Below are 12,177 nucleotides of genomic sequence, written 5' to 3' on the forward strand. Positions count from 1 at the left end.
ATGCGAGAACGTGCGCTGATCTATCAGCATGACCGGACGACGGCGAACGGCGTCGTGCTTGACGGCCTTGATGACGTTGAACTCGACGATCGCAAGTTGAGCCATGTGGGCGCGCGGGTCCAATGTCCTGCGTGCAACACCATTGGCCGGATCGAGCCGGTCGGTGAGCGCTCGGACCATGAACTGAGCGACAAACAGCCCGCGCTCGAAGACGACCTTTGCCGGTGCGCGTGTCATCCGTCGCCGCGGCTGATTGCATCGCAGCGCCACTCGATGATCGAAGCGTGACGCGATATTCACGGAGACGCGATGAAATTTCGCTGGGATCAACGCGTGCCGCCCGAGTGGCAGCACCCCAAACCGCCACCCGTATGGGTCTACCTCGTCTTGTTCCTCGTGATCGCGGGCGTGTGCCTGGCCTATACGGTGATAACGTGGCCGGCGGGCAAACCAGTTGGCTCGCCGGAATTCACGCGCTCCGCGCTGGCGGTCCCGTTTACTTTTTGGCTCACGATCTGCGCCGCGCTTTATTCGTCGTTTTACGACGGCTTGGCGTTTGAGGCAGCGGTCAGGAATGCGGCGCGCTGGCATTTGCTGGTCCGATGGCAGCGACTCAGCCGCGCAGGCATGGCCGTGCTCGACAGTGTCATTCTCACGCCCGAAGCCGACCTGGCCGAACGCATGCTGAAACTGGAAGGCAGTCCACCGGAGAATCCGGGGAAGGTCATGTTGCTTGGAGGCCTCGACGCAACCCACGTCGCGTCACGCGTCAGCAGCCTGCTGGAAACCCTTCTGACGCCACTGGCGGCGCGGCTGGCTGAGGCGTCGCGCAGCAACTCATTCGAAATCGTGATGCAGTGCGACCGGCAGGAATGGTCGACGGACGTCAAGGCTGTGTGGGAGCGCCTGAAGTTGCCAGGGCGGCCCTGTGTTCGATGGATCGACAACGACCGCAACGTGAACTTTGCGGAGAACTGGTTCACGGACAAAAGCGACTCGCCGTTTGCCTCTAGCCACTATGCAGTGGACGGAACTCCGAAGTATCGCCTCGTTGTCGCATGGCATTTGAATGATGACGCCCCCGGCATTGCGCCGGCGACATCGGAAGCCGCGGTTGCGCTTCTGCTCGGTTCGCGCGCGCTCGTACAGGAAAAACCTGAGCTAAAGCGGCAGGCTTGGCTACTTCGTCAGGTCGTCGGGGAAGCCGATCAGGTCGATAGGTCGCTGGCGTTGCTGCTCAACGCGGCGCAGGCGCCACGCGAGCGTATCCGTCACTTCTGGCATAGCCGGCTCAAGGGGCTCGCGCAACATGCGACGCTGGGCGCGGTCAGGGATGCCGATCTGAAGATTGACGCGCATGCGCTAGATCCGGCGATTGGTCCGCAGGCTCCGGTCGCGCGCTGGGTCCTTCAGGCGCTGGCCGGCAAGATGGCGTTATATGGTCAGGGGGCGCAGCTTGTCGCACTGCCTCACGAGGACGGCGTCGCGCTCAATCTTGTCGTCAAGGAGCTGCCGAGCGTGGACGCGCCGTGGAAGACGGACTACGAGTACAACCTGTTCCCAGCCGTCGAACTCATCGCGTGTGTGGCGATGTGGGTATTCGGGATGCTGCTGTCCCCCGACAAGGCGTGGGGCACGTTCGAAACGGTGTTCACCAGTGTCATGGTTGTCGTCGTGATCTTGTGTGGTGGCTGGCGCATCCTCGCACAGCGGCTCTATGCCGACGACGTGTGGCGCCAATACGGGTAAGCAGCGATGAAGGCATTTCGGCAATTCGGCATTTCCCGGTTCGTGGCGTTGTGGTGGCTCTCGCTGCTGGCGTGTGCCGTCTGGATGACTGCGAGTTAGGGGTATGCGTCGGCAGTACTGGGTACGGCAACCCCTTTGCAATACGCGTTGATCTTTCTGGGCTTCACGGTGGGGCTGATCGCAGACGAACTGTGCGATCGATGGCGATGGCATCTCGCATGCATCTTTCATATAGAGGATGTCGTCGACGGCGTGTGTCCTGACCGGGAACACGAGATTGCGCAGGCGGCGGTGTGGCGCTGGTATGAGCATCGAGGCAAGCCGTGGTGGATCAGTTCACATCGGGAACGGCCCCATGTGCGCACAGCGGATGCGTGGCAGCGTTTTGAGGCGTATGACCGTGCGATGAAGCGGCAGATACGCGCGGCCCGAAACGGCGACGTATGACGTCGCATCGGCGTTCCTGATTCACTGGCGCCGGACTGAACGCTACCTGAACAGCCGCTCGCACAGGAAATCGACGAACACGCGCAGCTTCGGCGACAACTGCCGGCTCGACGGCCACACGATCGAGAACTGCCCGGGCGCGATCCGGTAGTCGTCGAGCACGGTGACGAGCGCGCCGTGTTCGAGCGCGTCGCGCGCGAGGAAGTCGGGCATGTAGCCGATGCCGAGCCCCGCGAGCACGGCGCCGCGCAGCGCTTCCATGTTGTTGCAGGTCATCGCGGTGCGCAGCGTGAGCGGCGTGCCGTCGTCGGCCGCGAGCGCCCAGTCCTGCAGCTTGCCGGTGGTCGGGAAGCAGTAGCGTACGCAGTCGTGCGCGTCGAGCTCGCGCGGCGTGCGCGGCGTGCCGGCCTGCGCGAGATACGCGGGCGTCGCGCACAGCACGAACGCGAACGGGCCGAGCCGCCGCGACATCAGGCTCGAATCCGACAGCGGGCCGCTGCGGATCACCGCGTCGAAGCCGCCTTCGACGACGTCGACCATCCGGTCGTTGAAATCGAGATCGAGCTCGACGTCCGGATAGCGCTGCCGGAATTCGGGCAGCACCGGCAGCAGGAAGCGGTAGCCGATCACCGGCAGGCTCACGCGCAGCTTGCCGCGCGGGCGCTGCGCGGACGCCGTCACGGTCGCCTCCGCGTCGCGGAAATCCTCGAGGATCCGCTGGCAGCGCTCGTAGAAATGCCGCCCCTCGTCGGTGAGCGTCACGCGCCGCGTCGTGCGGTTGAACAGGCGCACGCCGAGCGACTGCTCGAGTTTCGCGATCGTCTTGCCGACCGCCGACGCCGAAATGCCGAGCGCGCGGCCGGCCGCGACGAAGCTCAGCGCTTCGGCGGCGCGGACGAACGCGACGATGCCGGTGAGGTTTTCCATCGAATCGAACGGTGTGCGGACGACGCACGCTAGCGGGGCAATTGCGGAATTGTAGTCCGTTATATGCGGAGCTTCGCGTGGTTTTTCGCGGATTGAATCCGATTTATCTTTTGTCGCTCTGATGGCGCATCCGCGCCGGCTTTTGAGGAGCGATGATGGATCACCCTGTTTCAACTGCTGCAGTCCTGGCCGCGCGCCGGCGCACATGGGTGCTGGCCGCCGTCTGCATGGCCGCCGTCGCGCTGCCGCTGTCGTTTTCGGGCGGCGCGGTCGCGACGCCGGCGATCGGCCGCGACCTGCACGGCAGCCCCGTCGCGATGAACTGGATCACCAACGCGTTCATGCTCGCGTTCGGCAGCTTCCTGATGGCGTCGGGCGCGCTGGCCGACCAGTTCGGCCGCAAGCGCCTGTTCGCGATCGGCGTCGGCGGCTTCACGCTGATGTCGGTCGCGCTCGCGTTCGCGCCGTCGATCCTCGCGGTCGATTTGCTGCGCGCCGCGCAAGGGCTCGCGGCGGCCGCGGCGCTGGCCGGCGGCACGGCCGCGCTCGCGCAGGAATTCGACGGCGCGGCGCGCACGCGTGCGTTCAGCCTGCTCGGCACGACGTTCGGGATCGGGCTCGCGTTCGGGCCGGTGCTCGCCGGCGGGCTGATCGGGCATTACGGCTGGCGCGCGATCTTCGTGACGGGCGCGGTGGCCGGCGTGCTGTCGCTCGCGTTCGGACTGCCGCGCATGCACGAGTCGCGCGATCCGCACGCGACGGGGCTCGACTGGCCCGGCACGATCGCGTTCACGGCCGCGCTGACGCTGTTCACGTTCGGCGTGATCGAGGCGCCCGCGCGCGGCGGGTCGAGCCCGCTCGTGATCGCGCTGCTGGCCGGCGCGGCGCTCGGCGCGTGCGCGTTCGTGACGATCGAGACGCGCGTCGCGCGGCCGATGCTCGACCTGTCGCTGTTTCGCATCGCGCGCTTCGTCGGCGTGCAGGTGCTGCCGGTGTCGACCTGCTGCTGCTACATCGTGCTGCTCGTCGTGCTGCCGCTGCGCTTCATCGGCATCGACGGCTTCAGCGAGATCGACGCCGGCTGGCTGATGCTCGCGATCTCCGCGCCGATGCTGGTCGTGCCGCTCGTCGCGGCGACGCTCACGCGCTGGCTGTCGGCCGGCGTGATTTCCGGGCTCGGGCTGCTGGTCGCTGCGGCGGGGCTCGTGTGGCTCGGCATCGCGCTGCGCGGCGGCGCGGGGCCGGCGGCGATCGCGCCGATGCTCGCGATCGGCATCGGCGCCGGCATGCCGTGGGGGCTGATGGACGGGCTGTCGGTGAGCGTCGTGCCGAAGGAGCGCGCGGGGATGGCGACGGGCATTTTCAGCACGACGCGCGTGGCCGGCGAGGGGATCGCGCTGGCGATCGTCGGCGCGGTGCTGGCCGCGCTCGCGCAAGCGGGGCTTGCGCAGGCGGCAGGGGCCGCCGGCACGCCGGACGCGACGCTGCGGGCCGCCGCGCGGCTCGCGACCGGCGATCTCGCGGGCGCGGCTGCCGCGTTGCCGGGCGTCGGTCGTGCGGCGTTGGTCGCGAGCTACGCGCACGCATTCGACCGGCTGTTGATCGCGCTGGCCGTCGTCACGGTGCTGTGCGCGGTGGTGGTGTTCGGGTTTCTCGGCGGGCGGCCGGCTGTCGACGAAGCGGGCGATGAAGTAGACGGCCCCGCGCAGGCCGACGCCGCCGTGCCCGCATCGTCCGCTCGTTAAAGCCTCACCCGCCGCGCGTCACGCCAGCACGAGCGGCGGCAGCCCTGCCTCCGCGCGAGCTTGCGCGCATTCCACATCGATCACGAGATAGCGCAACGCATCCGGCCACAGATGCGCGCGCGCTTGCGCATCCTCGTCGAGCGTCGCGCGGCCCTGCACGAGCCAGGTCGTCTGACGCACGAAATCGACGAACAGCAGCGCGATGGCCGGATTCACGAGCAGGTTGCCGATCGTGTTGAGCAGGTTGTTGCCCGCGAAGTCGGGCAGCACCAGCGTGCGGCGGTCCGGGATATCGACGAGCGGCGCGAACGAGCCGTCGGCGCGCGGCTGGCGGCCGCGGTACGAACAGTCGGCGTTGCCGGCCGCATCGGCGGTCGCGACGATCAGGAAAGCCTGCTCGCGGATGAATGCGATGGCGTCGTCGGTCAGCGGGCCGCGATCGTTCATGGTGTCGGTCGGCGTGTGCGCCGTGGCGTGTGAATCCGCGACAAGCACGCAAGCGACATGCCACGCGGCGCGGCGCGCGCTGGCGGGCAGCGCGCCGCCGCGCACTGTGGAAATTCCGAACACCGGCCCCATCGTTGCGCAATCGCGGTGTTCAGAATCGGTACACCGGCCGTGTTGCGGACGTGAACACCGCACGGTGCGAACCCGCGCCGGCCGCGATCGACGTGCGCCCGCTCCCGCCCGTTCCGTTTGGCACGCATGTTGCATGAACGGGATCAGCGCATTCCAACCGGCGCTCTACTCACACAAGCACGATGAACAGGAGACATGTATGAACCCGTTTGACCTGAAACAACTGGGCCTCGACGTCGAATACCCGTACCGTCAGCAATACGACAACTACATCGGCGGCAAGTGGGTTCCGCCGGTGAAGGGCGAGTATTTCGAGAACGTGTCGCCGATCAACGGCCAGCCGTTCTGCCGCATCCCGCGCTCCGGCGCCGACGATATCGAACTGGCGCTCGACGCCGCGCATGCCGCGCGCCGCAAGTGGGGCAAGACGTCCGTGGCCGAGCGCTCGAACCTGCTGCTCGCCGCCGCCGACCGGATGGAAAAGAACCTGAAGCTGCTGGCCGTGGCCGAGACGATCGACAACGGCAAGCCGCTGCGCGAGACGATGGCGGCCGACCTGCCGCTCGCGGTCGACCACTTCCGCTACTTCGCGGGCTGCATCCGCGCACAGGAAGGCGGCATCTCCGAGATCGACGACAACACCGTCGCGTACCACTTCCACGAGCCGCTCGGCGTGGTCGGCCAGATCATCCCGTGGAACTTCCCGCTGCTGATGGCCGCGTGGAAGCTCGCGCCGGCGCTCGCAGCCGGCTGCTGCGTGGTGATGAAGCCGGCCGAGCAGACGCCCGCGTCGGTGCTCGTGCTGATGGAGCTGATCGGCGACCTGTTCCCGGCCGGCACGATCAACATCGTGAACGGCTTCGGCAAGGAAGCGGGCGAAGCGCTCGCGACCAGCAAGCGGATCGCGAAGATCGCGTTCACGGGCTCGACGCCGGTCGGCAAGCACGTGCTGCGCGCCGCGGCCGAAAGCCTGATCCCGTCGACGGTCGAACTGGGCGGCAAGAGCCCGAACATCTTCTTCGCCGACGTGCTCGACCAGGACGACGCGTACCTCGACAAGGCGCTCGAAGGGCTCGCGATGTTCGCGCTGAACCAGGGCGAAGTGTGCACGTGCCCGTCGCGGATCCTGATCCAGGAATCGATCTACGACCGCTTCATCGAGAAGGCCGTCGCGCGCGTCGAGCGCATCAAGTCCGGCCACCCGCTCGACCTGCAGACGATGATCGGCGCGCAGGCGTCGCAGCAGCAGCTCGACAAGATCCTGTCGTACATCGACATCGGCCGCGGCGAAGGCGCGCAATGCCTGACGGGCGGCGAGCGTACGGCGCCGGCCGCCGACCTCGGCACGGGCTACTACGTGAAGCCGACGATGCTGCTCGGCAACAACAAGATGCGCGTGTTCCAGGAAGAGATCTTCGGGCCGGTCGCGTCGGTGATGACGTTCAAGGACGAGCAGGAAGCGATCGAACTCGCGAACGACACGTTCTACGGGCTCGGCGCGGGCGTGTGGACGCGCAGCGGCACGCGCGCGTACCGGATGGGCCGCGAGATCGAGGCCGGCCGCGTGTGGACCAACTGCTACCACCTGTACCCCGCGCATGCGGCGTTCGGCGGCTACAAGCAGTCGGGCATCGGCCGCGAGACGCACAAGATGGCGCTGTCGAACTATCAGCAGACGAAGTGCCTGCTGGTCAGCTACCAGGCCGAGGCGCTCGGGTTCTTCTGATCGCCGTAGTCCGTGGCGAAGTGTCGGGGCCGGTTGGGCCCGGCACTTCGCGCGGTTCGATTCCTTGTTCGACAGTCGGCGTCGGTCGCGCTTTGCCGCGCAGCCGGCGCCGCTAACGATTCCGGTCGTCGCGGGCTCGCGGTCGCCCGGTGCGCCCACGCGTGCGACGACAACCAGCATGGCAGACCTGCCCCGATCCTTTCCACGTCACCCGGTATTCCATCCGGGCGAACTCGACGCGCAACACCGCTTCGGCGTCGCCGACGAAGCCGAGCGGATGAGCGACGTCGTGACCACGCGGCTGAGCGTCGGCGTACGGCAGTTCGTCGAATCGCAGCCGTTCATGTTCGTCGGCATGGCCTCCGGCGTCGGCGCATCGATGACCTGCGACATCGTGCAGAGCCGGCGCGACGCGAACGGCGACCTGCTGCCGGTGGTGCGCGTGATCGATACCAAGACGCTGCGGTTCGCGTTGCCGGCCGCGCCTGACGGCGATGGCGGCCGGATCGACGCGGTCGCCTGCGACGGCCGGGGCGTCGGATTGCTGTTCGTCGATGTCGTGCGCGGCCTGCGCTACCGGATCAACGGTCGCGCCACGCTGCGCGCCGATTTGCCGGAAGCGGACGCGGCGCCGTGGGCGGCGGACAGCGCGATCGTCGAACTGGCGATCGCGCAGGCATACGGCAATTGCGGCACACGGGTCGTGCGGCTGAAGCCGGCCCGGTAGCCGGTAGCCGGTAGCCGGTGGCCGGGCGCGGGCGCGGGCGCGGGCGCGGGCGGCGGCGCGCATGCGCGGTCGCCGCGCGGATCGCACCGGCGGCGTGCGCGGCATGCCGCCTTCGGGTGCGCCCGCATGGCGAGCATCGGCCGGACAGCGTGGAATGGCGGCTTGCTCGCCGGGCCGTGCGGTTCGGCACGGGACTTGCGTGATACGCAGGGTTCCGCGCAGGTGAGGGAGGACACGATGGACCAACACGTGGCGTATACGGAAGAACCGACCGCCGAGGACACGCGGCGCAGCGCGCAGGGCGACGACGCGTTCGCCGGGCAGGCCGTCGTCAGCGTCGCGCACGATGCGGACGAGCAGGCGCGCAACCTGATCGGCTGGCGGCAAACCTACGACCAGCTCGCGGCCGGCCGCTTCGTCGGCACGCTGACCGAGCTGCCGCTCGACACGATGAAGCTGTTTCGCGAATCGACCAGCCACCTGCTGCGCCAGGCGTGCGAAGTGCGCGGCGACGCGTACTGGTTCGGCATCCCGCTCGTGTGCGACGGCTCGGCGCGCGTCGATGCATGCCGCATCGGCCCGGGCGCGCTCGCGTTCCGGCCCGGCAACGTCGAATTCGAACTCGTGACGCCCGCGCAGTTCTCGATCTACGGCGTCGTCGTGCGCGGCGACGTGCTGCGCCGCTACGCGGAGGAAGTCGAGCACCGCGCGCTCGACGAGCGGTTGTTCACGCAGCGCGTGATGCAGGTCGGCGACGCGCGGCTCGCGCGGCTGTGCGCGCTGCTCGGGCGCCGGCTCGACGGCGCGGTGGCGATGGCCGGCCCGCTGCCCGATGCGCAGCGCGACGACCTGCAGGCCGAAGTGCTGGCCGCGCTGTTCGATGCGTGCGCGCAACCGGCCGACGACGGCAGCGGCGCCGCGCCGTCGACGCGCCGCTGGATCGTCGACCAGGCGCGCGACTACGTGCTCGCGCATCGCACGCGGCCGGTCGGCGTGCCCGAGCTGTGCGAGCAGTTGCACGTGAGTCGGCGCACGCTGCAGTACTGCTTCCAGGACGTGCTGGGAATGGCGCCCGCGACCTACCTGCGCACGCTGCGGCTGAACGGCGCGCGGCGCGACCTGTGCGGGCGCGCGGCCGGCTCGGTGCAGGACGTCGCGGAGGCGTGGGGCTTCTGGCATCTGAGCCAGTTCGCGACCGATTACCGACGCCTGTTCGGCAAGCGGCCGTCGGAGACGCTGCGCGATCGCGCGTGAACGTGCCGGTATGGTGAGCCGGGCGGCCGGCGGCGCGCTCACGGCGGTGCTGGCGCCGGGCGCGCGCTGCGGCCGGTTCGCCCCTTCCGCTCGCCGCCGCGCCGGCTTCGCTCAGATGGCCGACGCTGTCCCGTCGCGCGGGGCGGGCCACGCCAGCGCGTCCCAGTCGATCGCGCGGTACGCGGCTTCGACCGACGCCAGATCGTCCGGCCGCTCGCTGCGATGCAGCCCGTGCAATTCGGCCGGTACGTCGAGCATGACCGGTACGCAATACGGATAGTCGCGCACGCGCAGCACCGGCCCGATCGTCGTGAAGCACGCGATCGTCGGCACGTCGAAACCGTCGGCGAGATGCACGGCCGCCGTGTCCGGCGCGAACAGCAGGCTTGCGCCCTTGACCCACGCGATGAAGCGCGCGGTGTCGGTCGCGTCGCGGCTCACATCCACGTAAGCGGGATGCGCGATCGGGCCGAATCCCACCACCGGCAGCCCGTAACGCTGCGCGAGCCGTTCCACGAACGCGACGCGCAGCGCGGGCGGCACGCTGCGCACCGCGGTGCTCGCATTCGGGCAGAACAGCACGTACGGCCGCAGCCATTCGGCCGGCAGCGCGGGCAGCGATAGCCGCGCGAGCCAGCGGTTGCGCTTTGCGGCAGCCGGCACGGCAGCCGGATCGACGCCGAGCGCGTCGAGGAAGAAATCGATCATCGGCAGCCGCGCGAACGCGGGCCAATACAGGTGATTGCCGACATCGATGCAGTGCGCGTCGGCGGGCAGCGCTTCGGCCGGGCACGGCAATGCGCGCGACGGCGCGACGACGTCGGCCGCGAGCGCATACAGCGCATCGACGTAGCGCGGCGCGCGCGCCGGCCGGTACAGCGTGAAGCGCAGGCCCGCATGGGCCGCACGCAGCGCGGCGACGGCCGTCAGCCCGATCACCGAATCGCCGAGCGCGACACCCATCCCGTTGATCACGTGCACGTGCCGCGTAGCGCCGTAATCGAGCCGGAACGGCCGGTGCGCGGCGTGCAGCAGGCCGAGCGCCGGCGCGGCCGCCACGTAGCCTTCGGCGCGCACGTCGCCGTATTCGAGGTCGTACGGCGCGACGAGCGTGCGGTCGGGCGCGAGCAGCGTGCCGGGGCAGGCCAGCGCGTCGTCGTGCGACAGCGCGGCGACGGGCGGCGCGGCGTGCATGTTCACCGTCGTCATGCGCCGCGCGCGCGGCGGCCCTGCTCCCGGATCTGCTCGAGCGTCGCGGCCGGCGTGCTGGCGTCCTGCGGGATGCGGATCTCGATCACCGCGGGCAGCCCGCAGGTCAGCGCGCGTTCGAGCGCGGGCGCGAAATCGGCGGTGCGCTCGACCGTCTCGCCGTGCGCGCCGAACGCACGCGCATAGGCGGCGAAATCCGGATTCGTGAGCCCCGTGCCGTGCACGCGACCCGGGTAGTTGCGCTCCTGATGCATGCGGATCGTGCCGAAATGGCCGTTGTTGACGACGATCGCGACGATGTTCAGCCCGTACTGCATCGCGGTCGCGAGCTCGTTGCCGGCCATCATGAAGCAGCCGTCGCCGGCGAGCGCGACGACGGCGCGCTGCGGATACAGCGACTTCGCGGCGAGCGCGGCCGGCAGCCCGTAGCCCATCGCGCCGCTCGTCGGCGCGAGCTGCGAACGGAAGTGCCGGTACGCGAAGTGGCGATGCAGCCAGATCGCATAGTTGCCTGCGCCGTTGGTCAGGATCGCGTCGTGCGGCAGGCGTTCGCGCAACTGCACCATCACGTCGCCGAGCTGCACGTCGCCGGGCATCGGCAGCGGCGCATGCCATTCGCGGTACGCGCGGTGCGCATCGGCGGCCGCGCCGGCCCAGGCAGGCCGCTCGGGCGGTTCGAGCGCGGCCAGCGGCGCGGCGATCTCGGGCATGCCCGACACGATCGGCAGGTCGGCGGCGTATACGCGGCCGAGCTCGTCCGCGCCCTGATGCACGTGGATCAGCGTCTGGCGCGTTTTCGGGATGTCGAGCAGCGTGTAGCCACCGGTCGTCGCTTCGCCGAGGCGCGGCCCGATCACGAGCAGCAGGTCGGCGTCGCGGATGCGTTTCGCGAGCGCGGGGTTGATCCCGAGCCCGACGTCGCCCGCGTAGTTCGGGTGCGCGTTGTCGATCGTGTCCTGGAAGCGGAACGCGCACGCGACCGGCAATTGCCAGCGTTCGACGAAGGTGCGCAGGTTCGCGCACGCGTCGGGCGTCCAGCCGCTGCCGCCGACGATCGCGAATGGCCGTTCCGCGCGCGCGAGCCGCTCGCGCAACTCGTCGATCTGCGCGACCGACGGCGCGGCCGCGACGCGTTTCGCGGCCGGCACGACGGGCTGCGGCGCGCACGCGTCGGACAGCACGTCCTCCGGCAGCGCGAGCACGACCGGGCCGGGCCGGCCGGACGTCGCGACGTGGAACGCATGGCTCAGGTATTCGGGGATGCGGCGCGGATCGTCGATCTGCGCGACCCATTTGGCCATCTGGCCGAACATCCGGCGGTAGTCGATTTCCTGGAACGCTTCGCGGTCGAGGTGTTCGCGTGCGCACTGGCCGACGAACAGGATCATCGGCGTCGAATCCTGGAACGCGGTGTGCACGCCGATCGACGCATGGGTCGCGCCGGGCCCGCGCGTGACGAACGCGATGCCGGGGCGGCCGGTCAGCTTGCCGACCGCTTCGGCCATGTTCGCGGCGGCCGCCTCGTGGCGGCAGACGACCGTCTGGATGCGGGCGGTGTCGTCCGCGAGCGCATCGAGCACGGCGAGGAAGCTCTCGCCCGGCACGCAGAACACGCGTTCGACGTGATTGGCGAGCAACGCATCGACGAGCAGTCGTGCACCGGTGGTGGCGCGCGACTCGAGGTCCTTGGAATGCGACATGGGCTGCCGTCTCCCTGGGTAGCGGGACGTACAGCTTACGCCGGTTGGCTGCGGGCCGGTACGACGGCCGCTGAAAAGTGTCGGAACGCGGGGCTGGTCGGGGGTTGCGTGCGG

General features: G+C 69.3%; 11 protein-coding genes. 7 read left to right on the plus strand and 4 right to left on the minus strand.

Annotated elements, in window-relative coordinates; all coding sequences use genetic code 11:
* From KR541_RS00665 to KR541_RS00675, 3 genes are all read left to right on the plus strand, one after another.
* On the plus strand, positions 1-288 hold the full coding sequence (locus KR541_RS00665) for a PAAR domain-containing protein (RefSeq protein ID WP_046547487.1): 288 nt from the start codon (positions 1-3) through the stop codon (positions 286-288).
* 21 nt (positions 289-309) lie between these two features.
* Positions 310-1,749, plus strand: coding sequence for a hypothetical protein (locus KR541_RS00670; protein ID WP_216089311.1), 1,440 nt, complete (start codon positions 310-312; stop codon positions 1,747-1,749).
* A 135-nt stretch (positions 1,750-1,884) separates the two neighbouring features.
* Positions 1,885-2,196, plus strand: a complete 312-nt coding sequence (locus KR541_RS00675) for a hypothetical protein (RefSeq protein ID WP_124631507.1) — start codon at positions 1,885-1,887, stop codon at positions 2,194-2,196.
* A 42-nt stretch (positions 2,197-2,238) separates the two neighbouring features.
* Here the strand turns inward: KR541_RS00675 and KR541_RS00680 are convergent, their stop codons facing one another.
* Complete coding sequence (locus KR541_RS00680) at positions 2,239-3,123, minus strand: LysR family transcriptional regulator (protein WP_050015880.1); 885 nt, start codon at positions 3,121-3,123, stop codon at positions 2,239-2,241.
* Positions 3,124-3,278: 155 nt separating this feature from the next.
* On the opposite strand from KR541_RS00680, the gene KR541_RS00685 reads away from it, so the two are divergent.
* Positions 3,279-4,868, plus strand: coding sequence for an MFS transporter (locus KR541_RS00685; RefSeq protein ID WP_050015882.1), 1,590 nt, complete (start codon positions 3,279-3,281; stop codon positions 4,866-4,868).
* Between the two features lie 18 nt (positions 4,869-4,886).
* Here the strand turns inward: KR541_RS00685 and KR541_RS00690 are convergent, their stop codons facing one another.
* Entirely contained in the window at positions 4,887-5,315 is a 429-nt protein-coding gene (locus tag KR541_RS00690; protein WP_050016022.1) for a pyridoxamine 5'-phosphate oxidase family protein, read from the minus strand.
* 331 nt (positions 5,316-5,646) lie between these two features.
* On the opposite strand from KR541_RS00690, the gene exaC reads away from it, so the two are divergent.
* From exaC to KR541_RS00705, 3 genes are all read left to right on the plus strand, one after another.
* Positions 5,647-7,173: an acetaldehyde dehydrogenase ExaC gene (gene exaC, locus KR541_RS00695; protein ID WP_050015884.1), complete on the plus strand. Its 1,527-nt coding sequence runs from the start codon at positions 5,647-5,649 to the stop codon at positions 7,171-7,173.
* A gap of 178 nt (positions 7,174-7,351) precedes the next feature.
* Positions 7,352-7,900: a hypothetical protein gene (locus KR541_RS00700; protein ID WP_216089312.1), complete on the plus strand. Its 549-nt coding sequence runs from the start codon at positions 7,352-7,354 to the stop codon at positions 7,898-7,900.
* Between the two features lie 237 nt (positions 7,901-8,137).
* Positions 8,138-9,154, plus strand: a complete 1,017-nt coding sequence (locus tag KR541_RS00705; RefSeq protein WP_089488032.1) for a helix-turn-helix domain-containing protein — start codon at positions 8,138-8,140, stop codon at positions 9,152-9,154.
* Between the two features lie 111 nt (positions 9,155-9,265).
* Here KR541_RS00705 and KR541_RS00710 read toward each other — a convergent pair whose 3' ends face one another.
* Together KR541_RS00710 and KR541_RS00715 are read right to left on the minus strand one after the other, a co-directional pair.
* Entirely contained in the window at positions 9,266-10,363 is a 1,098-nt protein-coding gene (locus tag KR541_RS00710) for a glycosyltransferase family protein (protein ID WP_050015890.1), read from the minus strand.
* Complete coding sequence (locus KR541_RS00715; protein WP_050015891.1) at positions 10,360-12,063, minus strand: thiamine pyrophosphate-binding protein; 1,704 nt, start codon at positions 12,061-12,063, stop codon at positions 10,360-10,362. Before KR541_RS00715 ends, KR541_RS00710 begins: the two co-directional genes overlap by 4 nt.
* Positions 12,064-12,177 lie beyond the last annotated feature (114 nt).

The organism is Burkholderia sola (genome assembly GCF_905400185.1).
In the GTDB taxonomy this organism is placed as follows: Bacteria; Pseudomonadota; Gammaproteobacteria; order Burkholderiales; family Burkholderiaceae; genus Burkholderia; species Burkholderia sola.